Annotated in this window: 22 protein-coding genes; 8 read left to right on the top strand and 14 right to left on the bottom strand. The window is 72.2% G+C overall.

The window, feature by feature from the left end; translation table 11 throughout:
- Positions 1 to 91: 91 nt before the first annotated feature.
- Entirely contained in the window at positions 92 to 1,807 is a 1,716-nt protein-coding gene (locus AB0B33_RS40460; RefSeq protein ID WP_360781955.1) for a glycosyl hydrolase family 18 protein, read from the bottom strand.
- Between the two features lie 308 nt (positions 1,808 to 2,115).
- On the opposite strand from AB0B33_RS40460, the gene AB0B33_RS40455 reads away from it, so the two are divergent.
- The 4 genes from AB0B33_RS40455 (at position 2,116) to AB0B33_RS40440 (ending at position 6,478) form a co-directional block, all read left to right on the top strand.
- The gene (locus AB0B33_RS40455) at positions 2,116 to 4,698 is read left to right on the top strand and encodes an FtsX-like permease family protein (RefSeq protein WP_360781952.1); all 2,583 of its coding nucleotides are present in this window, start codon (positions 2,116 to 2,118) and stop codon (positions 4,696 to 4,698) included.
- On the top strand, positions 4,691 to 5,383 hold the full coding sequence (locus AB0B33_RS40450) for an ATP-binding cassette domain-containing protein (RefSeq protein ID WP_360781950.1): 693 nt from the start codon (positions 4,691 to 4,693) through the stop codon (positions 5,381 to 5,383). Before AB0B33_RS40455 ends, AB0B33_RS40450 begins: the two co-directional genes overlap by 8 nt.
- A complete protein-coding gene (locus AB0B33_RS40445; protein WP_360781948.1) occupies positions 5,380 to 6,048 on the top strand; it encodes an ATP-binding cassette domain-containing protein in 669 nt (222 codons plus the stop codon). Before AB0B33_RS40450 ends, AB0B33_RS40445 begins: the two co-directional genes overlap by 4 nt.
- A gap of 85 nt (positions 6,049 to 6,133) precedes the next feature.
- Positions 6,134 to 6,478, top strand: coding sequence for a VOC family protein (locus AB0B33_RS40440; RefSeq protein ID WP_360781946.1), 345 nt, complete (start codon positions 6,134 to 6,136; stop codon positions 6,476 to 6,478).
- Between the two features lie 86 nt (positions 6,479 to 6,564).
- Here AB0B33_RS40440 and AB0B33_RS40435 read toward each other — a convergent pair whose 3' ends face one another.
- A complete protein-coding gene (locus AB0B33_RS40435; RefSeq protein ID WP_360781944.1) occupies positions 6,565 to 7,404 on the bottom strand; it encodes an oxidoreductase in 840 nt (279 codons plus the stop codon).
- A gap of 96 nt (positions 7,405 to 7,500) precedes the next feature.
- Between AB0B33_RS40435 and AB0B33_RS40430 the strand changes: the two genes are divergently transcribed.
- On the top strand, positions 7,501 to 8,403 hold the full coding sequence (locus tag AB0B33_RS40430) for a LysR family transcriptional regulator (protein ID WP_360781942.1): 903 nt from the start codon (positions 7,501 to 7,503) through the stop codon (positions 8,401 to 8,403).
- Positions 8,404 to 8,724: 321 nt separating this feature from the next.
- The gene (locus AB0B33_RS40425) at positions 8,725 to 9,804 is read left to right on the top strand and encodes a GDSL-type esterase/lipase family protein (RefSeq protein WP_360781940.1); all 1,080 of its coding nucleotides are present in this window, start codon (positions 8,725 to 8,727) and stop codon (positions 9,802 to 9,804) included.
- A gap of 82 nt (positions 9,805 to 9,886) precedes the next feature.
- On the opposite strand, the gene AB0B33_RS40420 is transcribed toward AB0B33_RS40425, so the two are convergent.
- The 4 genes from AB0B33_RS40420 to AB0B33_RS40405 are packed head-to-tail and all read right to left on the bottom strand — an operon-like array spanning position 9,887 to position 12,038.
- Positions 9,887 to 10,186 (bottom strand): hypothetical protein, encoded by a 300-nt coding sequence (locus tag AB0B33_RS40420; protein ID WP_247023286.1) that lies wholly within the window; start codon positions 10,184 to 10,186, stop codon positions 9,887 to 9,889.
- Entirely contained in the window at positions 10,173 to 10,397 is a 225-nt protein-coding gene (locus AB0B33_RS40415) for a hypothetical protein (RefSeq protein WP_086858801.1), read from the bottom strand. Before AB0B33_RS40415 ends, AB0B33_RS40420 begins: the two co-directional genes overlap by 14 nt.
- Positions 10,398 to 10,443: 46 nt before the next feature.
- A complete protein-coding gene (locus AB0B33_RS40410; protein ID WP_247023285.1) occupies positions 10,444 to 10,899 on the bottom strand; it encodes an Lrp/AsnC family transcriptional regulator in 456 nt (151 codons plus the stop codon).
- On the bottom strand, positions 10,896 to 12,038 hold the full coding sequence (locus AB0B33_RS40405) for a Xaa-Pro peptidase family protein (protein WP_360781938.1): 1,143 nt from the start codon (positions 12,036 to 12,038) through the stop codon (positions 10,896 to 10,898). The genes AB0B33_RS40410 and AB0B33_RS40405 overlap by 4 nt, the downstream gene beginning before the upstream one ends.
- A gap of 205 nt (positions 12,039 to 12,243) precedes the next feature.
- Between AB0B33_RS40405 and AB0B33_RS40400 the strand changes: the two genes are divergently transcribed.
- Positions 12,244 to 13,188, top strand: a complete 945-nt coding sequence (locus AB0B33_RS40400; RefSeq protein ID WP_360781936.1) for a 5'-3' exonuclease — start codon at positions 12,244 to 12,246, stop codon at positions 13,186 to 13,188.
- A 310-nt stretch (positions 13,189 to 13,498) separates the two neighbouring features.
- On the opposite strand, the gene AB0B33_RS40395 is transcribed toward AB0B33_RS40400, so the two are convergent.
- From AB0B33_RS40395 to AB0B33_RS40380, 4 genes are all read right to left on the bottom strand, one after another.
- The gene (locus AB0B33_RS40395; RefSeq protein ID WP_360781934.1) at positions 13,499 to 14,713 is read right to left on the bottom strand and encodes a GNAT family N-acetyltransferase; all 1,215 of its coding nucleotides are present in this window, start codon (positions 14,711 to 14,713) and stop codon (positions 13,499 to 13,501) included.
- A gap of 42 nt (positions 14,714 to 14,755) precedes the next feature.
- Positions 14,756 to 15,958, bottom strand: coding sequence for a GNAT family N-acetyltransferase (locus AB0B33_RS40390; protein WP_360781932.1), 1,203 nt, complete (start codon positions 15,956 to 15,958; stop codon positions 14,756 to 14,758).
- A 69-nt stretch (positions 15,959 to 16,027) separates the two neighbouring features.
- Entirely contained in the window at positions 16,028 to 16,801 is a 774-nt protein-coding gene (locus tag AB0B33_RS40385; protein ID WP_360781930.1) for a DUF4333 domain-containing protein, read from the bottom strand.
- 160 nt (positions 16,802 to 16,961) lie between these two features.
- Positions 16,962 to 19,739, bottom strand: coding sequence for a DEAD/DEAH box helicase (locus AB0B33_RS40380; protein ID WP_360781928.1), 2,778 nt, complete (start codon positions 19,737 to 19,739; stop codon positions 16,962 to 16,964).
- A gap of 148 nt (positions 19,740 to 19,887) precedes the next feature.
- Here AB0B33_RS40380 and AB0B33_RS40375 point away from each other — a divergent pair, with 148 nt between their 5' ends.
- A complete protein-coding gene (locus tag AB0B33_RS40375) occupies positions 19,888 to 20,463 on the top strand; it encodes a hypothetical protein (protein ID WP_360781926.1) in 576 nt (191 codons plus the stop codon).
- 463 nt (positions 20,464 to 20,926) lie between these two features.
- Here AB0B33_RS40375 and AB0B33_RS40370 read toward each other — a convergent pair whose 3' ends face one another.
- The 4 genes from AB0B33_RS40370 to AB0B33_RS40355 all read right to left on the bottom strand — a co-directional run bounded on the left by AB0B33_RS40370 (position 20,927) and on the right by AB0B33_RS40355 (position 23,424).
- The gene (locus AB0B33_RS40370; RefSeq protein ID WP_360781924.1) at positions 20,927 to 21,808 is read right to left on the bottom strand and encodes a YegS/Rv2252/BmrU family lipid kinase; all 882 of its coding nucleotides are present in this window, start codon (positions 21,806 to 21,808) and stop codon (positions 20,927 to 20,929) included.
- The gene (gene tatC, locus AB0B33_RS40365) at positions 21,808 to 22,779 is read right to left on the bottom strand and encodes a twin-arginine translocase subunit TatC (RefSeq protein WP_360781922.1); all 972 of its coding nucleotides are present in this window, start codon (positions 22,777 to 22,779) and stop codon (positions 21,808 to 21,810) included. Before tatC ends, AB0B33_RS40370 begins: the two co-directional genes overlap by 1 nt.
- An 86-nt stretch (positions 22,780 to 22,865) precedes the next feature.
- Positions 22,866 to 23,180: a Sec-independent protein translocase subunit TatA gene (gene tatA, locus AB0B33_RS40360; protein ID WP_360781920.1), complete on the bottom strand. Its 315-nt coding sequence runs from the start codon at positions 23,178 to 23,180 to the stop codon at positions 22,866 to 22,868.
- 31 nt (positions 23,181 to 23,211) lie between these two features.
- A complete protein-coding gene (locus tag AB0B33_RS40355) occupies positions 23,212 to 23,424 on the bottom strand; it encodes a bacteriophage holin (RefSeq protein ID WP_360782022.1) in 213 nt (70 codons plus the stop codon).
- Positions 23,425 to 23,434 lie beyond the last annotated feature (10 nt).

Below are 23,434 nucleotides of genomic sequence, written 5' to 3'. Positions count from 1 at the left end.
CTGGCGGGGCGAAAGGTCCTCTCGCGAGTCTTTCGCCCCGCGGCGGCCCGGCCAACCTCCGCTTTGCGCAACCGGGCCACCGCCGAACGCCTCAGCTGATGCTGAAGTCGTCCGCGTAGAGGGCACTTTGGCCGTACCAGCCGTGGACGTAGACCGTCACCACGCCCGACGCGCCGGTGGTGAAGGGCACCGACAGCTGGGTCCAGCCGCTGCTCGAGGTCCACGTGCTCGCGCTGGCCCCGCCGCGGACGCCGACGTAGGCGTAGCTGCCCTGGACCCACGCCTTGAGCGTGTAGGCGTGGTTGGGGGCGAGGGTGACGTTCTGCGCGGCCTCGCCGGTGGCCGAGGCCGTCGGCACGACCTGCAGTGCCTTCGTGCCCGAGTGGGCCGGGGTGGCGACGATGGCGTCGCCGGCGGCGCTCCACGGGCTCAGCGCACCGGATTCGAAGCCGCCGTTGACGACGCCGCCGGCGGGCGGGGTGCCGTTGACCGTGAGGGTGAAGGTGGTGCTGTGGCTGCCGGAGGTGGCGGCGCCGGTGACGGTCAGCGGGTAGACGCCGGGGACGGCCGCGGTCGTGGTGCTCACCGACAGCGTCGCGGTGCCGCCCGCGGTCACCGTGCCCGGGCTGACCGACGCCGTGACGCCGGCGGGTGCGCCGGTGACCGACAGCGCGACCTGCTGCGCGGAGCCCGACGTCACCGCGGTGCCGATCGTGGCGGTGGCGGACTTGCCGGGGTCGAGGGCGGCCGAGGCCGGGTTCGCGGTGACGGAGAAGTCGTTGCCGGGTACGGAGGTGCCGCCGGTGAAGGGTTCGAAGGCGTGGCTGAAGAACCAGGTGTCCTGGGCGATGCCGGAGCAGTTGTCCGCGGCGGCACCGCCGGGGCAGCTGCCGTTGTCGCGCTGCAGCGCCCAGAAGGAGATTTCGTTGATGCCCTTGGAGACGGCCCAGTTGTAGACGGTGGCGGCGTCGGCGGTGGTGAAGGTCTCGGCGGGGCCGAAGTCGTCGACGCCGATCATCTCGGTGACCCCGACGCTCGCCCACAGCTGCGCCTGCGTCTTGCCCGGGTAGAGCGCGGCGAGCTGGGAGACCAGGCCGGTGGCGGCGGTCTGGGTGTCGGTGGCCATCTGGTGGGCGGCGTTGTCGTAGTAGTCGAAGGTCATCAGGTTGACCACGTCGACGCGGGCGCCGTTGGAGACGGCGTTGCGCAGCACGGCCAGTCCGCTGTCGGCGAGCCCGCGGGTGGTGGTGGGCAGGGTGTAGGAGATCTGCAGGGAGCGGCCACTGGCGGCGGCCCAGTCCTGGACCTTCTTGATGGCCTTGTTGCGGCGGTCGATGCCGGCGGAGTTGGTCAGCGAGTTGTCCTCGATGTCCATGTCGAGCCGCGGGACGTCGTAGGTGGTGATCACCGACTCGTAGGCCGCGGCGATGGAGTCGACGCTGGTGCAGCTGTCGGCGATCTCGGTGCCGGTGTTGTCGGCGGTGTAGCCGCCGAAGGAGGGGATGACGTCGCCGCCGCGGGAGCGGATCGTGGCGATGTCGGAGCCGAAGGTCGAGTTCGCGATCGGCATCCCGGTGTCACCGTTCCAGTAGACGGTGCAGGAGCCCTTGGTGGCGGCCTGGATGAACGCCATGGTGAGGTGCTTGGCCCCGGACTGCTGGGCCAGCGCGGCCGGGCTCTCCCCCGTCCAGGCTTCGAAGTAGGGCGCGAACACGTGCGTGGGCAGCGGCGTGGCGGCCTGGGCGGTGCCGGCGGCGGTGACCAGCGAACCGGTCGAAACCGCCAGTGCGGCCAGGAAAACGGACATACGGGGAAAGGATCTGCGTCGACGCATCTGCGCTCCAGAGCCGGCGGGGACCGTGCCGCGGCGGTGCACGGGGGAACGCCTTCAGGATTGGATCAGACCAATCCTGGCGTCAAGGTCTAGACCACTAAACCGGCCGGATGGCCGCCGGGGTTGGGCCGGGCCGGAAAAGTCCCTTTCCCGCATGATCGGAGCCCAGCGTGACCATGTCCCGCGATTAACGATCGTGACAAAAACGTTCCAACACCTCGGAAGTCCCGGTAGCGTGCGCGTCCATGCGGGTGATGTGGGGGAAGATTGGACAACGCAGAGTGACCAAGCCGTGGCGGGCGGCCCCGAAGGCCGCGCTCTCCAGCCCGCTGACGCTCATCGTGGCCGCGGTGACTTCACTGCTCGCCTGCTTCCTCGGCACCGCCGCGGTCCTGCAGGCCTCCGCGGCCGGCGGCGCGGCGGTGACCTACCAGACCGGGATCACCTGCCCCGACAGCTACGGCCCGGTCTTCGGCAAGGGCAACATCGCCGTCCAGGACATCCCGGCCCTCACCCAGGCCGTCCGGCGGCACGCCCCGGCGCACGGCTTCGCCGCCCCGGTCGTCGGCGCCTACACGACCGTGCTGCCCGGCACCGAGTTCAACGGCGACCCGCACTACAAGATCCGCCTCGCCTACCGCGACCAGGCCGGGCTGGACAACCTGACCCTGCAGCAGGGCAGCCGCGCACCCGGGCTGTGGCTGGGCAACGTCGTCGCCGACGCCGAGCACATCGGCCTCGGCGCGAAACCCAGCCTCCAGGGCATCCCGCTGCCGCCGGTGACCGGCATCTACGGCGACCTGCTCGACCCGCCGCCGCGGTTCTGGTGCTCGCAGCAGTCCGGCGCGGTCATCGACCGGCTGGTCAACGACCCGATCGACTCGATCGCCTTCGCCACCGACCAGAAGACGTTCGACAGCGCGGTCAAGGCCATCGGCCTGCCCCGGATGCAGTACTTCCACATCTCGTTCTACGAGCCGCCGCCCACCACTCTCAGCGGCGCCGAAGACCTCCTGCAACGCTCCCACGACCTCGTCACCGACGTCCGCGCCGACCTGACCGCCCAGGGCCGCGGCGACCTCGTCGCCGCCGACGTCCCGACGTTCGAACGCTCGGTGCAGATCGCCCGCCAGGCCCAGGACAACGTGTTCGTCTCGATCCTGCCGCTCGCGCTGATCAGCGTCCTGGTCGGCTGCGCCGGCCTCGGCACCGTCGCCCTGCAGTGGTACCAGCGCCGCCACGCCCAGCTGCGGCTGCTCTCCGCCCGCGGCAGCGGCCCGGCCGCCCTCGGCGGGCTCGCCGTCGCCGAACTCGGCCTGCCGATCTTCGCCGGCGGCGCCGCCGGCACCGTCGCGGCCAGGCTGCTGCTCGGCGTCTACGGCCCGCCGGGCGCCCCGGACCCGGCCGCCGAACTGCAGGCCGGCGGCGTCGCGGCAGGAACGCTGGTGCTCTCGCTGGCGCTGCTGGCCCTCGTCGTCGCCGTCCGCGTCCACCGCGAGTTCGAACTCGGCCGGGTACGGCGCAAGGGCAACCGGGCCCGGCTGCTGGCGTACTTCCCGTGGGAGCTCGCGACGGCGGGCATGGCCTGGCTCGGCTGGAACCGGCTCGCCCACTACGGCAGCGGATCCCGGCTCGGAAATCCATTACCCCAGGTGGATCCGCTGGCACTGACCTACCCGGTGTTCGTGGTGCTCACCGTGGGCCTGCTGACCGCCCGGCTGGCGTGGCTGGCCCTGCACGCCTCCCACCGCGCCCGGCTCTGGTCACGCCCGGCGCTGCAGCTGGCGATCCGCCGGCTGGCCGGCGCCCGCGCACCCGTGACGGGCGTGCTCGTGATCGGCACCCTCGCCGTGGGCACCCTCGCCACCGGGATCGGCATCGCCAACGGGCAGGAAGAGGCGCTCGACACCAAGTCGGCGGTCTTCGTCGGCAGCAACGCCCGCCTCGACACCGACAGCCCGATCGGCATGGGCGACGTCGCCATGCCCGCATCGCTCGCGGGCACCAGCACCGTCGTGGGCGAGCTGACCGGCACCGGCAGCGTCGTGCTCGTCGTCGACCCCGCCACCTTCGCCCGCGGCGCCGCCGCCGACCGGATCCCGACCGCCGACCTGGACGAGCTGCTGCGCAAGATCTCCCAGCCCGACCCGCGCGGCACCCCGGTCATCCGCGTCGGCCACACCGCCAGGCAGACCACCCAGCTGCCCGACGGGCTCCCCGACGCCGTCCCCGCCGGCGACCTGCCGGTGTTCCCGATGATCGGCACCTCACCCGGCTACGTCGTCTCCCGCACGGTGCTCAGCCACGCGCAGCTCGACAGCGTCCCGAAGTGGAGCGTGCTGACCACGGCCCCGATGGCCGAGGCGACCAGCGCACTGCGCTCCGCGGGCGTGTTCATCCCGAACCGCATCAGTCGCGAAACCGCGCTCGACGGCCTGCCGTTCTTCGTCGTGTCCTGGACGTTCTCCTTCGTCGCGCTGCTCGGCGCGGTCCTCGGCATCGTCGCCATCCTGGCCCTCCTGGTCGCGGTCGAAGTCCGGCGACGCCAGAACGCCCTCGCCGGCGCGCTGGTCCTGCGCATGGGCATGCGGCCACGGACCCTGCTCGCCAGCCACCTCATGGAACTGGGCGCGCTGAGCGGGCTCGCGATCGTCGTCGGCGTCGTCTGCGGGATCTCCGTGGCCGGCCTGTCGGTCCCCCGGTTCGACCCCGCGACCTTCCTCGCACCCCGCTCCGAACTACCCGACCCGCTGCCCTTCGTGCTGACCGTCGTCGTCATCGGCGTGGCCGTCGTCGCGCTGGCCGGCTGGATCGCGGTGCGCTCGGTGCGCACCGCCCGGACCGCGGAGCTGATCCGTGCCTGAAAAACCGATCTTCTCCCTGCGCGGCATCGGCGTGGACTACCAGACCCCCGCCGGGATCGTCACCGGCGTCGACGACGTCAGCATCGACGTCCCCGCCCGCGGGATGACCGTCCTCGCCGGACCGTCCGGCTCCGGCAAGTCCACGCTGCTGCGCGTACTGGGCCTGTTCGAACAACCCGCCCGCGGCACCCTGACCTTCCAGGGCGCCGACGTCCGCAAGCTCAAGCACCGCGAACGCCGCGCACTGCGCCGCCACCACCTCGGCCTCGTGTTCCAGAACCCCGCCGACAACCTCCTCGGCTACCTCTCCGTCGCCGAAAACCTCCGCGCCGCCGCCGAAGCCGCCGGCACCGACTGCAACCCCGACGACATCCTCGGCCAGCTGGGCCTGCACGGCACCGGCGACTGGAAGATCTCCGCACTCTCCGGCGGCCAGCAGCAACGGCTCGCCTTCGGCTGCGTCCTCGCCGCCCGCTCCACCGTGATCCTCGCCGACGAACCGACGTCCCAACTGGACGAAGCCTCGGCCGACCTCGTGCTCGACACCCTGCGGTACCTGGTGGACCAGGACTTCGCCGTCCTGGTCGCCTCCCACGACGACCGCCTCATCGACCTCGGCGCGCGAGTGGCCCGGCTGCACAAGGGCTCGCTCGAAGGCATCGAAGAACGGGAACCGCTGCCATGACCCTCGTGGAAGCCAAGGGCCTGCGCCGCAGCTTCACCCACCCCAGCGGCGACATCGAAGTGCTGCGCGGCCTCGAACTGCGCGTCGGCGCCGGCGAACTCGTGACCGTCTCCGGCCGCTCCGGCTCGGGCAAGAGCGCACTGCTGGCCCTGCTGTGCGGCTTCGACTCCCCCGACTCCGGCTGCGTCCTGCTCGACGGCGTCCCCATCACCGGCGCGCCCCCGTGGCACACCTGCGCCGTGCTCCCGCAAGCCCTCGGGCTCGCCAACGAACTGACCATCGCCGAGAACGTCGCACTTCCCCTGCGGCTGCGCTCCGACGTCCCCCGCCCGGCCGCCGCCGACATCCAGGCGCGCGTCACCGAACTCCTGGACGAACTGGGCATCGGCGACCTCGGCGACCGCTACCCCCTCGAGGTCTCCTTCGGCCAGCAGCAACGCGTGGCACTCGCCCGCGCGGTCGCCGGCCGCCCCCGGGTCCTGCTCACCGACGAACCGACCGCCCACCTCGACGCCGGCTCCACCCCGCGCGTCCTGCGCCTGCTGCGCCGCTGCGCCGCCGAGGGAGCCGCGGTCATCGTCGCGACCCACGACGACGAGGTCCACCGCATCGCCGACCGCCGCGTCCGCCTCCTCGACGGCGTCCTCACCGCACTGCTCGACTGATCGATCAGGAATCGAGAAGCGCAGGTCAACGAGCCGGGAATAGCGTCGACCACGTACCGCACCCGACGATTCCAGGAGCACCACGATGACCACCCAGGGGATCAAGACCGTCCTGCACCCCGTCACCGACCTGGCCGCGGCCAAGGCCGTCTACACCGCCCTGCTCGGCACCGAACCCCAGGCCGACGCGCCCTACTACGTCGGCTACGACACCGCCGGCCAGCACATCGGCCTCGTCCCCAACGGCGCCCAGCAGGGCATGACCGGCCCGGTCACCTACTGGCACGTCGACGACATCGCCACCAAGCTCGCCGAAGTCACCGCCGCCGGCGCGAAGGTCAAGGACGAGCCGAAGGACGTCGGCAACGGCCGCCTGGTCGCGACCTTCACCGACACCGACGGCAACGTCCTCGGCCTGCTCCAGGACTGACCGAGCGCGGTGGCCCAGGACGTCACCCCGCTGCGACTGGTCCGCCACATCGCACCGCTGCGGCGGCGCGATGTGGCCGGGCCCGGTCACCCGAGCGCGGTGGCCCGGCTGACGTCCTCCCACGCCGCCAAGTCCGCCGCGAGCGCCTCGTGCTGCGCCCGGATCGCCTCCACCGCGTCCGCGCCCAGCGCGAGGTGCAGCGGCGCGTCCGCACTCCCGACCGCACGCACGATCGCCGCCGCGGCCTTCGCCGGATCGCCCGGCTGGGTGCCGTCCATGCTCTCCACCGCCTCCCGCGTGCCCGACGTCGACACCGCGTACGCGTCGATCGTGCGGGAGCGGTGCATGCGGCCACCGCCGAACTCGGTGCGGAACGCGCCCGGCTCGACGATCAGCACCCGCACCCCGAACGGCGCCACCTCCGCCGCCAGCGCCCCCGAAATACCCTCCAGCGCGTACTTCGCCGCGCAATAGGCACCGAAGCCCGGCATCGACAGCTGACCGCCCATCGAACTGATCTGCACGACCGTGCCGCTGCCCTGCGCCCGCAGGTGCGGCAGCACCGCCTTCGTCACCGCCACCGCACCGAAGAACATCACGTCCAGCAGCCCGCGCAGCTCGCCCATCGTCAGCTCCTCGACCGCGCCGACCGAGCCGTTGCCCGCGTTGTTCACCACGACGTCGATCCGGCCGAACGCGGCCAGCGCCGTCTTCACCGCCGCGTCGACCTGCCCCTCGTCGGTGACGTCCAGCGCCGCCGTCCGGACCCGGTCACCGCCCCGCTCCTGAAGATCCGCCAACGTCTCCGGCCGGCGCGCGGTCGCCAGCACGCGATCACCCGCCGCCAGCGCGGCCAGCGCGATCTCCCGGCCGAACCCGGCCGAGCACCCGGTGATCAGCCAGACGCAGCCGTCGGTGTTCGTCATCTCTGCGTTCCTCCCAGTGGATTCCCCTCCCATCCTGCGGACGATCACCACCGGGGCGCCAACACCGGTCTCCTGCCACGGCTACAGTCAGCGCCTGTGACCCCCGAGCTGCGCCAGCTGCGCTACTTCGTCGCCGTCGCCGACGAAACCAGCTTCACCCGCGCCGCCGCCGGCCTCCACATCGCCCAGCAGTCGCTCTCCCAGCAGATCACCGTCCTCGAACGCACCCTCGGCGCCCGCCTCTTCGACCGCGACCCCCGCGGAACCCGCCTCACCGCCGTCGGCGCCCTGTTCCTCCCCGAAGCCCGCGCGGTGCTCACCCGCGCCGACGAAGCCGTCGCCACCCTCGGCCGGGCCGTCCGCGGCGAAATCGGCACCGCCCGCCTCGCCTTCCTCACCACCACCGCCAACTACCTGCTGCCCCCGATCGTCCGCGCCGTCCGCGAACGGTTCCCCGGCCTCGCCGTGACGACCACCGAAGCACCCATCGCCGAACTCGTCGACGGCCTCCGGGACGGCCGCTTCGACCTCGCCTTCACCCGCCCGCCCCTGGTCGACGACCTCACCTCGCGAACCCTGCTCACCGAAGAGGTCTGCGCCGTCCTGCCCACCGGCCACCCCCTCGCCGGCCGCGCCGCACTGAAGCTCGCGGACCTCGCGGCCGAGCCCTGGGTACTGACCCCGCGCACCAGCTGGGAACCCTGGCACCGCACCTACGACGCCGACTTCATCGCCGCCGGCTTCACCCCGGACGTCGTCCAGCGCGCCACCACCGTCCAAGGACTCCTCGGCCTCGTCGCCGCCGGCGTCGGCGTCACCCGCCTGACTCGCTCCTCCCACAGCCTCCGCCGCACCGGCGTCACCTTCATCCCCCTCGACGGCGACCTCGCCCGCACCGAACTCGTCTGGTCACCCGGCAACGACAACCCCGCGATCCGGACCATCACCGACGTCGCCGTCGAACTCGCCGCGACCACCGACCTCACCCAAGCCGGCTAGAACGCCTTCGCCGCCGAACGTCGGCAGCGAGCCGTCCCGCAGTTACCCCTCGTCGATCCCGGCGCCCGGGCGGATCGCGCGGTAGCGGCCCAGGAAAGTAGCTGCCAAGCGCAGCGACTCGGCCGCCTCACCGCGTGGAGACGCGGAAATGTGCGGCAGATCGGGCCTGACGAAGCTCCTCGGCACCCCCGCGTGCGAGAACCCACCGGCGCCGCACTGACCCGGTCCCCCGTCCACTCGCCACCACCCGGCTCCCGAAGTGACCGGGCACGCACGCCATCCGCCCCCGGGCCGATCACCCGGACCGTAGACTCGACGCCGATGCGACGTCTTCGGTGGTACTGGGGGGCCCTGGTCCTCGCCTGCGTAGCCCTCTTGATCGGCTCCTTCGCCTTCTTCGGCTCCGAAAGCCAACCCGGCAAACCCCAACCCCGCCAAGGACCACCCGGGACCGGCCCGCTCACCGTCGTCGCCATGGGCGACAGCACCGTCTCCGGCGAAGGCGCCGGCCAGTACACCGCCACCACCAACGGCCAAGGCGGCAACTGGTGCCACCGCTCGCCCAACGCCTTCGTCGACAAGATCGCCGTCCCCGGCATCACCGCCCACATCAACCTCGGCTGCTCCGGCGCACCCGCCGAACAGGTCGCGCTCGGCGACGTCAAGCAGTGGACCGAAGGCTCCCAAGCCCAGCAGCTCGCCGCCCTCGTCAAGGACCACCGCGTCGCCGCCGTCGTCATCGCCGTCGGCGCCAACGACGAACCCAAGTTCTCCAACCAGGTCACCGAATGCTTCAAGGCCTGGTTCGACCCCGGCGGCCCGCCCTGCAGCGAAGCGCTCAAGCAGACCTGGCAGTCCAAAGTGGACGCCATGGTGCCCAAGGTCGTGACCGCCGTCTCCGACGTCAAGAAAGTCCTCGCCCAAGCCGGCTACGTCCCCGCCGACTACCAGCTCGTCCTGCAGTCCTACGCCGCACCCATCGGCCCGGACCTGCCCGAAGACCTCCGCAGCCTCAACGGCTGCCCGTTCCGCGTCGAAGACCTCCGCTGGATCTCCCAAACCGGGATCGGCGTCCTGTCCTCCGGCCTCAAAGCCGCCGCGCGGCAAACCGGCGCGCGCTTCCTCGACCTCGCCAAAGCCGGCGTCAAGCACGAAGCCTGCAGCGGCGGCGCCAACCCGGCAACCGAGTGGTTCACCCGCCTGACCCTGCAGCTGGCCGACCTCGGCCGAGCCGACCGCGCCGGGCACGCACTGCAGGAATCGTTCCACCCCAACGCCGCCGGGCACGCCGCGATCGCCGGTTGCGTCACGGAGTTCATCGCGGCCGGCGAAGGGAACGCCTCCTGCCTCGCCGGTGCCGACGGGAAACTGCACTCGGCCCCGGAGGTCGTGGCTCGCTGAGCCTCCCCGGTCTGCTGCCGGTGTTCAGGTTCGGTGCCGGGACGGCTTTTCACTTCGCCAGGCGGTATAGGGCGTTATACACTCAAAGATCGAGAGCGGCTCGCAGGGCGATGTCGATGCGCTCCTGGACGTCCAGGTCGATCTCGGCGATCCGCTCGTCGAACCAAGGCCGGTACAGCCTGGTCAGGTTGAGCGTCGACACCCAGTAGCGCGCGTCGATCGCGACGCCGAGGATGTCCTGCGGGTCGCGCTCGAGCAGTTCGGTGCCGAGCAGCCAGGGGCGCTCGGACTCGTTCACCCCGTCCGAGGACAGCAGCACGACGGTGCGCTGCCGGGCCGGTTCGGTCGGGGGGTGGTACGTCCAGACTTCACCCCTGCGCACGCAGATCCTTTTCCGCCGCGGTGCGCTCGGCCTCGTCCGATTCCGCGACGGCCGGCTCCGGCTTCCGCGGGGTGTAACCCGTGCGAACCGCCTCGCGCCTGGCCGCCTTCGACAGCCAGGACGAGACCGAGATTCCGTGGGCTTTCGCGGCTCGTTCGGCGAATTCCAGCGCGCCGCTGTCCAGCGAAAGAGTGACCTTACGTGTTGCCATACCTTTTACCGTACCAGCGCTCCGGTCACCGGGCGGGCCACCGGCGTCAGAACGTCGGCGAACGTCCCTCGAACGGCGTAGAGAGCACCACCGTGGTCCTCGTCGACACCTTCGCGGCCTCGCGGATCCGGCGCAGCAGGTCCTCCAGCGCCAGCGGCGACTGGACGCGCACCAGCAGGATGTAGGACTCGTCGCCGGCCACCGAGTAGCACGACTCGATCTCCTTGATGTGCTGGATCCGCTGCGGGTAGTCGTCCGGCGCACCCGGGTCGTTCGGCGTCAGCGAGATCAGCGCCGTCAGGGGCAGGCCGATCTGCTCGCCGTCGAGCCGCGCGGTGTAGCCGAGGATGACCCCGCGCTGCTCGAGGCGGCGCACCCGCTGGTGCACCGCCGACACCGACAGCCCGACCCGCTCGGCGAGGTCGGTGAAGCTGCGTCGCCCGTCCGCCGCGAGTTCCTGGACGATCGACTGGTCCAGCGGCTCCAGCCCGCCGACCGTCATGCGTCCAGCACGACGAGCTCGTGCGGCTGGTTGTTGACCGACTCGACGCCGGTTTCGGTGACGATGACGATGTCCTCGATCCGGGCACCCCAGCGGTCCGGCTGGTAGATGCCCGGCTCGACGCTGAAGGCCATGCCCGGCTCCAGCGGCAGCGCGTTGCCCGCGATGATGTACGGCTCCTCGTGCACGTCCAGGCCGATCCCGTGGCCGGTGCGGTGGATGAAGTACTCGCCGAACCCGGCCTCGGCGATGACGTCGCGCGCGGCGGCGTCGACGGCCTCGGCCGTGACGCCCGGCTTGACCGCGGCCACCGCGGCGGCCTGGGCGCGCTGCAGCACCGCGTACGTCTCGGCCACGTCGGCGTCGCGGGGCGTGCCGACGGCGTAGGTGCGGGTGGAGTCGGAGTTGTAGCCGGCGGGCAGCGGACCGCCGATGTCGACGACCACGACGTCACCCTTCTCGATGACTCGGTCGGAGACGTCGTGGTGCGGGCTGGCGCCGTTCGGGCCCGAGCCGACGATCACGAAGTCCGCCTGGACGTGCCCCTCCTCGACGATGGCCGCGGCGATGTCGGCGCCGACCTCGGCCTCGGTGCGGCCGGGGCGCAGCCACTCGTGGACGCGGGCGTGCACGCGGTCGATCGCGGCGCCGGCCTCCCGCAGCGACGCGATCTCGGCGGCGTCCTTGCGCATCCGCAGCTCGCGCACGACCGGGCCGGCCAGCGTCTGCTCGGCCTCGCCGAGCGCGGACCGCAGCGCCAGCACGTGCAGCGCCGGGGTGAAGTCGCTGACCGCGACGCGGCCGGGCTTGCCGAGCCGGTCGGCGACCAGCTTGTACGGGTCGTCGCCGTCCACCCAGGTGAGCAGCTCGACGCCGAGCTCGTCGGTGGGGACGTCGGCGTACCCGGGCGCCTCCAGCTTCGGGACGACGAGCGCCGGCGTGCCGTCGGCGGGTACGACGAGGGTGGTGAGCCGCTCGAACGAGCCGCCGGCCTGCCCGAGCAGGTACCGCAGGTCGGAGCCGGGCGCGATCAGCAGGGCATCGGTGCCGGCGGCGGCCGCGGCGGTGCGGGCGCGGTCCAGGCGAGCGCGGAGGGCGGCGGCGTCGGGGGCTGGCGTGTGGAGGGATCGGCGCGACATGAGGGCGAGCCTAGCCGGGCCGCACCACCGGCCGGACGGCCTGGGGCCGCGACATGCCGGGCCGCGAGGTGCATCACCCGGCCCGGTGCACCACCACTCCCCTCCCCCGCGGCCGCGGGGGTCAGGAAGGTGCCCCTGCCGGGTTTCACGGCGGCGGGGTGCGTCGTGCGCACCGGGTGGTCGCCGGGCGTGGGAGGCTGTGCGGGTGACCGGATCCCTTGCCCTGCTCGACTCCGCGAGCCTGTACTTCCGTTCGTTCTTCGCCCTGCCCGACTCGATGCGCGCCGCGGACGGGACGCAGGTCAACGCCGTGCGCGGCTTCGCCGACACGATCGCGCGGATCCTCACCGACCGGCGGCCCGCGCGGCTCGTGTGCTGCCTGGACGCGGACTGGCGGCCGAAGTTCCGGACCGACCTCCTCCCCAGCTACAAGGCGCACCGGGTGGCCGAGGAGACCGGCGGCGGCCCGGACGTCGAAGAGGTGCCCGACACGCTCACCCCGCAGGTGCCGATCATCCTCGACCTCCTCGAGGCCTTCGGGTTCGCGACCGCGGAAGCGGCAGGCTACGAGGCCGATGACGTCATCGGCGCGCTGGCCACCCGCGAGAAGACCATCCCGGTCGAGGTGATCACCGGCGACCGCGACCTCTTCCAGCTGGTGCGCACCGAGCCGTCGCCCGCGTCGGTGATCTACGTCGGCAAGGGCTGGGCCAAGGCCGAGGTGCTCGGGCCGGCCGAGATCGCCGAGCGCTACAGCCTCCCCCTCGAAACCGCCGGGCCGGCGTACGCGGACATGTCGATGATGCGCGGCGACCCCTCCGACGGGCTGCCCGGCGTCGCCGGGATCGGCGAGAAGACCGCGGCCAAGCTGATCACGCAGTTCGGCTCGCTGGACGCGCTGCTCGAGGCGTCGGCGGCCGGGGATTCCCGCGTCCCGCTCAAGACCCGGCTGCGGCTCTCCGACGCCGCCGACTACCTCGCGGTCGCGCCCACCGTCGTGCGGGTCGCGGTCGACGCGCCGGTCGAGCAGTCCCGCCCCGACACCGTGCCCGCGGCGCCCGCCGACCCCGAGCGGGTCGCCGAGCTGGCCGAGCGGTGGAACCTCGGCAACTCGGTCGAGCGGCTCCTCAAGGCCCTCCCCGGCGCCTAAGAGCTGTCCTGTAAGTCATCGGAGCAAGAGCACGATGGCGGCGATGGTGCGCTCGAGTCGACCGAGATGATCCATTCGAGGTCGCCGACGGCGTCGTCTTTGCCGATCACCCGGTCGGGGATCTTGTCCCATTTGGTCCACAACCGCAGCCGCGCGTTGATGACTTGGCGGTGATCCCGCCACCTCCGCCCACCGCCCTGCTACGGCGGCAACGGCTCGATCGCCGCCCACGCCTTGCCCGTCAACTCACCGCGACCAACCACCGGGCACAACTACCAGAGGCCCAGCTCAACCACTTGCAGGACACGCCCTAGAAGTACGTGCCGCACCAGGGTGCGGCGACCGTCGTGAACAGCTCGTCCGCGCGCGCCACCGCGGCCGCGTCCGCGATCTGGACGCGGCCCGCCTGCACCAGGGCCGTCACGCTCCACTCCCCCAGGTACAGCATGCCGAGGGTGTCGACGTCGAGGGTCAGGTCCGCGGCGGCCCCGGTCCGCCGGACGCCGTCCGGGCCGATCTCGTAGCGGCCGGTGTTGGCGGCTAGCAAGTGGTCGGTCACCGCGAGGACCACCGGCCCGGCCGCCCGGTACGTCCGGGCCGCCAGCGCCGCCTCGACGTCGACCGGCCGCAGCCACAGGTCGTCCTCGACGGCGAGGGTGGCCGCGTGCCGGTGGTCGGCCAGCATCGCCGGCAGCGGCTCGTCCAGCGGACGGTGGCGGGCGTGCACCGCGGAAACCAGGTCGACCGACAGCAGGAACCGCCAGAGTCCCGCCAGCGCGCCCGGGCCGTCGGCGTGCAGATCGCGGACCTGCAGCACCGCGCCCTCGTCCGGCGTGTCCAGGGAACGGCGGCTCACAGTCTCGTAAACGACGAATCCGTCGTCCCCGTCCGGTCCACTGTGGACGGCCACGACGTGGTCGCCGTCCGCGCCGGTGAGCCGGTCGTGCATCATCGGCCACCACAGCGGCGGGCGGGCGATCGTGCCCGGGCGGCGCGCGATCCGCCGGTACAGCCCGGGAATCTCCGATACGGCCTCGTCCGGCGTCAGCATCCGGACCTCGCCCCGCAGCGGGACGCGCTCGTGCAGCCGGGCCGCGGGCCGCGCCACCCGGACCGTCTTGCCCAGCGCGGCCGAGCCGTAGCCGAAGCGGCCGTAGATCGTCGGCTCGCTCGCGTGCAGGATCGCCAGCGGCAGCCCGCGCGCGGCGACGTCGGCCAGCTGGACGCGCATCAGCTCGGTCAGCACGCCGCGGCGGGTGCGGTCGGCGCGGACCCCGACTCCGTCGACCGCGGCGGCCGGCAGCGCGCGGCCGCCGGGCACGGTGAGATCGGTGTCGAAGGAACTGGCGATCCCGATCATGGTGTCGCCGTCGAACGCGCCGAACTTGTGCGCAGCCGGCCACGAAACCCCGAAGCGGGACCACAGCTCGTCGCTGACGCGGTTGCTGTGCAGTGAGCGGCCGAGCAGGTCGAACGCACCGCGGCGCTCGTCCTCGGTGATGGGGCGGACGTCGAAGGCGGTCATGCCGCCGATCTTGCCGCCCGGCCCCGGCCACGGCACCCCGTTTTAGAAGTGGGAGCCGCTCCACGGCACCGATCGCGTGCCGAACAGCACGTCCGCGGCGGCCGGCGCGGCGGGGTCGCGGACCTCGATCCGGCCCACCCCGGCCAGCGCCGACGCCTTCCACGTGCCGAGGTAGAGCATCGCGAGCGTGGTGACGTCCAGCCGGAGCGCGGCGGGCTCTCCGGTGCGCTCGGCGCCGTCCGGGGTGATCCGGTAGGTGCCGCTGTTGGCCGGCAGCAGCGGATCGGTGACCTCGACCGCGACCGGCTCGGCGGCCCCGTATTCCCGCGCGGCCAAGGCCTTCGGGACGTCGACCAGCCGGACCCAGTGCTCGTCGCCGATCCGGTCGTCGCTCAGCAGGCGGTGGTCGGCCAGCAGCAGTTCGATCGGCTCGTCGAGCGGCCGCTCCTCGGCGACGATCCGGTCCACCAGGTCCACGCCGAGCAGGAACCGCCACAGCCCGGCGAACGCGGCGGGCGTGGCGGCGAACAGGTCCGGCACCTCCAGGTCCTTCGTCCACGGGTGCGCTTCCAGCCCTTCGACGAAGTAGGTCGCGAACCCGTCCGGCCCGTCGGGACCGTGGTGCACCACCGCCTTCATCGGCACGCTGCGGCGCCGACACTGGGCCTCGTAGAGGCGCCACAGCACCTCGGGCCGGGACATCATCCCCGGCCGGCGCCCGATGCGGTCGTAGACACCGGGCAGGAGCTCCCAGGCCCGATCGGCGTCCAGCAGCTCGATCTCGCCGCCGACCGGGGCGTCGGCCCGCAGCCGGGCCCGTGACCGGTCGACGCGGTAGGTGCGGTTCCGCGTCGCCAGGCCGTACCCGAACCGGCCGTAGATGGCGGCTTCGGAAGCCAGCAGGTTCGCGCACACCACCCCGCGCGCGGCGAACTCCTCCAGCTGCGCCGCCATCAGCGCGCGCAGCACGCCACGGCGGGTGCGGTCGGCGCGGACCCCGACGCCGGTGACGCCGGCCATCGGCACCCGCGCCCCACCCGGGACGGTCAGCTCGGCGTCGAAGAACCGGGCCGTGCCGACGAGCTCCGGGTCGAACGCGCCGATCGCCCCACCGGGCTGGTACGCCAGGCCGGAGCGCTCCCACTCCGCGTCGGAGGCCGGGCGGACGTGCACGGTGTCCCGGAACAGATCGCTCGCGGCGCGGTGCTCGTCCGTGCGCAGCGTCCGGATCTCGAAGTCGCTCATCCCCGGATCATCTCCGGAAACGACGAAGTCCGGCCACCGGAATTCCCCGGCGGCCGGACTCCTCGCGAACTACTTGGTGGCGGGCGGGGAAACCTCGTAGTTCCCGCCCGTACCCTTGACCGTGATCTGCACCTGCTGCGGCTTGCCCGCGATCGTGGCGGTGCAGTCGAACTTCGCGCCGTCCTCGACCTTCTGCTCGGCCGGGCAGGTCACGCCGGTGACGCCGTCGATCTTGTACGTCTCGGTGAGCAGCTTCTGCACGTCGGTCTGCATCTGGGTGTTGTTGAAGACCTGCGTCTTGAAGAACCCCGGTGCGACGAACCCGAGCACCCCGACGACCGCCAGCACCACGACCAGCGCGACGATGCCGATCAGCAGGCCCTTCTTGGACTTCGCCGGCTGCTCGCCCTCCGGCGCGCCCGCGCCGGGGTACTGCTGCTGTTGCTGGCCGTAGTCGTACTGGCCCGGCTGCTGCCCGTACTGCGGCTGCGCCTGGGGCCCGCTCTGCGGGTACGCCCCGCCCGGCTGCTGCCCGTACTGGGGCTGGGCCTGCGGACCGCTCTGCGGGTACCCACCACCCGGCTGCTGCTGCCCGTACGGCGGCGGCTGCTGGCCCCACTGCGGCTGCTGCGGGGGCTGCTGCTGCCCGTACCCGCCCGGCTGCTGCCCATAGGGCGGGGGTTGCTGCGGCTGACCCCACTGCTGCTGGTTCGGGTCGTAGGAAGGCGGCTGCTGCTGACCCCACTGGGGCTGCTCCTGCGGGCCGCTCGGCGGGTACCCACCGCCCGGCTGCTGCCCGTACTGGGGCTGCTGTGGGTCGTTGCCGCCATACGGCGTGCTCATCGTCTGCCTCCGCCTGCTTCGCTCAACTGGCTCTCCACCCCGAAACCGCCGTAAAGCCGCGTACGCACGGTGTTCCCAGCGATCCAACCACAGGTCGGACCCGAGCACACGTGTCCCACGCTCACCGTTGTGCCCCGTCCGAGCAGGCCTAACACGGAGTTCACGCGGCGCCCGCGGCCACGACACCACGGCGCAGCGCCTTCACCGCGTCGGCCGCCGCCGCGCCCACCGGGTCGGCCTTGCCCAGCACGTCCCGGATCTGGTCGAGCAGGTCGATCACCTGGCGCGACCACCGCACGAAGTCACCCGCCGACAGCTCCTGCCCGTTCGCCTCGGCCGCCGTGAGCACCTTCTCCAGCGATTCGCCGCGCGCCCACCGGTAGACCGGCCACGCGAACCCGGCGTCGGGCTCGCGCGTGCGGTCGAGCCGGTGGCGCCGCTCGTCCTCGGTCAGCTCGACCCACAGCCGCGCCGTCTCCTGCCACGCCTCGGGCACCGCGCCCCCGGGCAGCCGCGGCTCGCCCGCGGTGTCCCGGCGCGCCTCGAACACCAGCGTGGAGACGACGGCGGCGAGTTCGGCCGGGCCGAGACCACGCCACACGCCGTGCCGGATGCACTCGGCGGCCAGCAGATCGGACTCGCTGTAGAGCCGGGTCAGGCGCCGGCCGTGCTCGGTGACGCGGTCTTCGCCGTCCCCGGCCGACTCCGGGCCCAGGTACCCGCGCTCACCCAGCAGCGCCAGGATCCGGTCGAACGCGCGCGCCAGCGAGTGCGTGGTCGCGGCCACCTTCCGTTCCAGCTGCTGGGTTTCCGCGGTCAGCCGCTGGTACCGCTCGACCCAGCGCAGGTTCGCCTCGCGCTCGGCCAGCCCGTGACCCGGGTGGGCGCGCAGGGCCCGCCGCAGCGCCGCCAGCTCGCCGTCCTCGTTGGCCCCGGACCGCCGCTTCTGCCTGCCCGGCAACGAAATCCCGGCGTTGCGCAGCGTCGAAGCGATGTCGCGCCGGGTCTTCGGCGAACGCAGCTCGATGTGCCGCGGCAGCTTGATGTGCCCCAGCGCCTCGACCGGCGCCGGGAAGTCGGCCACCGACAGCGGCCCGGACCAGCGGTCCTCGGTCACCACGACCGGACGCGGTTCGCGGATCGGGTCCAGCCCCGGGTCCACCACCACGGCGAGCCCGGCGCGGCGCCCCGCGGGCACCGCGATGACGTCCCCCTTGCGCAGCTTCTCCAGCGACTCCGCGGTCCCCGCCCGCCGCGCCGACGTGTTCTGCCGCGACAGCGCCTTCTCCCGCGCCGAGATCTTCGCCCGCAGCTCGACGTACTCCAGCATCTCGTCGAAGTCGCCGGTGATGGCGGCCGCGTACCCCTTGAGGGCTTCCTTGTTCCGCTCGATCCGGCGCGCCGTGCCGACCACCGACCGGTCGGCCTGGAACTGCGCGAAGGACTGCTCCAGCAGCTCCCGCGCCTCGGCCGCGCCGACCTGCGCGACCAGGTTCACGGCCATGTTGTAGCCCGGCCGGAACGACGACCGCAGCGGGTAGGTCCGGGTCGACGCGAGCCCGGCGACCTGCTTCGGGTCCACCCCGGGCTGCCAAGCGACCACCGCGTGGCCCTCGACGTCGATCCCGCGCCGCCCGGCCCGGCCGGTCAGCTGCGTGTACTCCCCCGGCGTCAGGTCGACGTGCGCTTCGCCGTTGTACTTCACCAGGCGCTCCAGCACGACGGTGCGCGCCGGCATGTTGATCCCCAGCGCCAAGGTCTCGGTCGCGAACACGACCTTCACCAGGCCGCGGACGAACAGCTCCTCGACGGTCTCCTTGAACGCCGGCAGCAGCCCGGCGTGGTGCCCGGCGATGCCGCGCTCGAGCGCTTCCCGCCACTCCCAGTAGCCGAGCACGCCCAGATCGCCCTCGGGCAGCTCCGACGTCCGCGCGTCGATCACCCGGCGGATCTCCTCGACCTCGCCGGGACCGTTCAGCCGCAGCCCGGACCGCACGCACTGCGCCACCGCGGCGTCACAGCCCGCACGGGAGAAGATGAACACGATCGCCGGCAGCAGCCCGGCCCGGTCCAGCTGCTCGACGACCTCGACGCGCGACGGCGGCCGGAACCGCGGCATCCGCGACGGCGCACCCCGGCGCCCGCGTGGCCCGCGGAACCCGGCCGGCGCGTACTGGCGGCCGATCTCCTCGGTGCGGCGCAGCAGGGTCGGGTTGATCCGCAGCTCGGCGCCGGGCAGGTGGACGTCCTCGCCGGCGAACAGGTCCAGCAGCCGGTTCCCGACCAGCATGTGCTGCCACAGCGGCACCGGCCGGTGCTCGTCGACGACGACCGCGGTGTCGCCGCGCACCTCGACCAGCCACTCGCCGAACTCCTCGGCGTTGCTGACGGTCGCCGACAGCCCGACCACGCGGACGTGCTCGGGCAGGTGCAGGATCACCTCTTCCCAGACCGCGCCGCGGAACCGGTCGGCGAGGTAGTGGACCTCGTCCATGACGACGTAACCGAGGTCGGTGATCGTCGAGGAGCCGGCGTAGAGCATGTTCCGCAGCACCTCGGTGGTCATCACGACCACCTGGGCGTTGCCGTTGATCGAGGAGTCCCCGGTCAGCAGGCCGACGGCGTCGGCGCCGTGGCGCGCGACCAGGTCGGTGTACTTCTGGTTCGACAGCGCCTTGATCGGCGTGGTGTAGAAGCACTTGCGGCCCTCGGCCAGCGCCAGGTGCACGGCGAACTCGCCGACGACGGTCTTGCCCGCCCCGGTGGGTGCGCAGACCAGCACACCGTGGCCGCCTTCGAGGGCTTCGCACCCCCGGATCTGAAAATCGTCGAACTCGAAGGACGCCTCCGCGGCGAAGCGCGTCAGCTGGGGGTACTTCCCACGGCGCGAGGAGGCCGCATAGGCCTCGGCCGGGGACGGAGAAGGGCTACTGGCCACCTCGTCAGGGTTTCACACCTCCCTGTCGTTCCGCACGCCGCGTGACTGACGGCGTGGCGTGCGGCGCGGTATAGGGCGTTATACACATGAATGTTCACCGGGAACCGGATCGCCGGCGGGTGCGTCGGAGCGGCGGAAGGAGGTCCCGATGACCGAACCGTGCCCGAGCTGCGGGCAGCTGGACCAGGTGCAGCACGTGCCGGCGGTCTACCACGGCGGGCACTCCTTCTACCGCGGCCAGGGCCCGATGGTCGCCGTCCCCGCCGGCGACAGCGTCGTCTACACGCGCAGCCAGGTCAGCGGGATCTCGGTCACCGCGGTCGCCCGCTCCCTCGACCCCTTTCCCCCACCGCGCCGCAGCGGCGGCCTGATGGCGGCCGTGATCGTGCTGGCGCTGGTCGGCGGCTGTTTCCTGCTGCTGCCGTTCTCGGCGGCCGACGACCCGCCGCCCGGCGGGGAGGGTGCCCGGGCGCTGGGCTACGCGGTGCTCTCGCTGCCGGCGTTCGGGGTGTACCTCGCCGTGGGCGTGCTGGTCTGGCTCTACGTCCGCCGCGTGCGGGCGCACCGCAAGCAGCAGAAGGGCGTGCCGGCGGCCCAGCAGGTGTGGGAGCAGGGCTGGTTCTGCCACCGCTGCGGCGGGGTGTACTTCGCCGACACGGGACGGCTGCTGACCCCGGCCCACTTCCGCCAGCTGGTGGCCCGCGCGGGCGGCTACGACAGCTAGGGCCTGTATCGATCAACGACCAAGAAGATCGAGAACACCGGGGACCTCGTGGTCGGCTCGCCCTGGCGTGACGTCCCGCCCGCATCGGCTGCTGGCAAACCGTCTACGGCCTGTTCCGGCGCCGGCAGCGCACCGGTGTGTGGGCGCTGATCCTGGCGGCGTTGCAGACCCGGGCGGCTGGACCACCAAGCTGCACCTGGCCACCGAGCAAGGACACAAACCACTCTCGCTGCTGGTGACCGTGGGGCAGCGAGGTGATTCGCCGCAGTTCGAGGCGGTATTGGCCGGGATCAAGATCACCCGTGCCGGCGGTGGACGGCCACCCACGTTCGATCCGCAGATCTACAAGCAGCGGCACGCGTTCGAGTGTGAGATCAACCGGGGCGTGGCCACGCGGTTCGACAAGCTCGCGGTTCGCTACGAGGCGACTGTGCACGTCGCGGCGATCAACGAGAAACTGGCCCTAAGCGAGCACGGTCAGGGCGCCCGGGACGCAGCTGACCGTCACCGGGACCGTGCCCTGGGGCTCGCCGTCGGCGTACGCGGGCCAGCTGTTGCCGGTCAGGGCGACCGAGCGGGCGCGCAGCGTGCGGACCGCCGGGTGGGTGACGTGCTTGCCCGTGCGCAGGCCCGGGAGCATCCGCATCAGGCCGCGGCGGGTGGCGTGGCCGATGATCGTCACGTCGAAGACGCCGTCCTCGGGGTCGGCCGTCGGGCAGATCGGGACGCCGCCGCCGTAGAAGCGCGTGTTGCCGATCGCGACCAGGGTCGCGTCGAGCTCGATCCGCGCGGTGCCGGTGTCGATGACAACCGGGCGGGAGCGGAAGGACGCCAGCTCGGCCAGGATCGCCAGGTCGTAGCGGCGGGGCCCGGACGGCCAGCGCATCCGGTTGGCGCGTTCGTTGACGCTCGCGTCGAAGCCGGCGCACAGGACGGTCGCGAACCAGGTGTCGCCGATCCGGCCGAGGTCGAGCCGTCGCCGCGCGCCCGATTTCAGGGCCGCCACCAGCGCGTCGACCGCCGCCAACGGCTCGGCCGGGACGCCGAGGGCGCGGGCGAAGTCGTTGCCGGTGCCCGCCGGGACCAGGCCGAGGGCCACGTCGTGGTTGGCGCAGAACTGGACGCCCTGGTGGGCGGCGCCGTCACCGCCGAGGACGATCAGCACGTCCAGGCCCGCGTCGTGGGAGGTCCGCATCAGCTCGCGGGACTCCTCGACGGAGTTGGCGACCAGCACGTCGAGCCGGTCGACGGCGGCCCGCAGCCGCTCCGCGACCGTGTCGGCGATCCGGGCGGCGGCGCCGTGCCCCGAGGCCGGGTGCACGGCGAGCGCGGCGTGGATCCCCACTACGTGACGTCGTCGGTGCTCGACCGGCCGCCGGAAGCGGTCGGCGTGGACGGCTCGTCGTCGACGGTGCTCGGCGTGTAGTCGAACGGCGCGGCCTCGTCGTCGGCCAGCTTGTCCCAGCCCTCGTCACCGCGGGCCTTTTCGAGCTTGCGGTCGTGGAAGCGCGCCATCTGCACGGCGATCTCGAACAGCACGGTGAGCGCACCGGCCAGGCCGAGCATGGAGAACGGGTCCGACCCGGGGGTGGCGAAGGCCGCGAAGACGAACAGCGCGAACACGATGCCGCGCCGCCACTTCTTCAGCTGCGCGTACTTGACCACGCCGACGCGGTTGAGCATCACCACCAGCAGCGGGAGCTCGAAACTGATCCCGAAGATGATCAGCAGCGACAACAGGAACGAGATGTACTTGTCCGCGGTGAGCGCGGTGACGAACGCGTCCTGCCCGAAGCCCATGAGCAGCTGCAGGGCGTGCGGGAACAGGATGTAGGCGAGCACGGCGCCCGCGGCGAACAGCACCGACGCGAACCCGACGAACGTCAGCGCGTACTTGCGCTCCTTGCTGTACAGACCGGGCGCGATGAACGCCCAGAGCTGGTACAGCCAGGCCGGCGAGAGGAGCACGGCGCCGGCGGCGATGCCGACCTTCAGCTGCGTCATGAAGGCCTCGAACGGCACGGTCTGCAGCAGCCGGCACCCTTCGGCGCTGTCCAGCCGCCGGTTCGGCGGGATGGCGCAGTACGGGTCCTTGACGAGGTCGCCGAGCGACGGGATCGGGCCGACCTTGGTGCCGAACCAGATGAACCCGAGGATCCCGCCGATCACGACCGCGAGCATCGCGAAGCCGAGACGGCGGCGGAACTCGTAGATGTGCTCGATGAGCGTCATCGTGCCGTCGGGGTTGGTCCGACGGCTGCGCTTGCGCCGCTTGGACCGGCGGTTGTCACCGTTTCCGGAGGCGGATTCCGCCACGGGTTGTTCCGTTCTCGTCGGAGTCCGCCGGAGCGCGCCGCGACGGGCGCGCTCCGTGGACCGGGGACCGGGTGCGGCTCAGCCGCTCAGCTGGCGTTCTTCTGCGGCTGGTCGGCGGCCTGCTGCTTCTTCAGCTCGTCGAGCTGCCGCTGCAGGTCGGCGACCTGCTGGTCGGTCGAAGCCGGTGCGACGGGCTTGGCCGGGATCTGCTTCGTCTCGACCGGCTCCGCGTCTTCGGCCGCCGCGGCCTTGTCGCCGGTGAGGTCCTTGGTTTCGGCCTTGAAGATCTTCATGGACTTGCCGATGGACCGGGCCGCGTCGGGAAGCCTCTTGGCCCCGAACAGCAGCACGACGACGAGCACCAAGATGATCAAATGCCACGGCTGCAATCCGTTCAGCATGGTGGCCTCCTATCTGCGTCTGGTAGGGATGTTACTGGTTTTCGGGTTTCCGGCGGCGCTCCGCGAAAGCGACGCGCAGCGCGGCCGACCGGGCGCGGATCAACCCCGTCCGATCCTGGGTGTTCTCAGCCACCATGCTTGCGGTCCGCCGGAAGGCACGCAAGACCTTGACGGTCCGGACCAGCAGGACGACGAGCAGCAGCAGGCCGATCGCGGCGAGCACGACGGTGGGCAGGTACGGCACGCGGACCAGC

The sequence above is a fragment of the Amycolatopsis sp. NPDC049159 genome (assembly GCF_040648295.1).
GTDB classification, from domain to species: Bacteria; Actinomycetota; Actinomycetes; order Mycobacteriales; family Pseudonocardiaceae; genus Amycolatopsis; species Amycolatopsis pretoriensis_A.
Note: the sequence above shows the minus strand (reverse complement) of the source record. Positions and strands in the feature narration are given on the sequence as shown.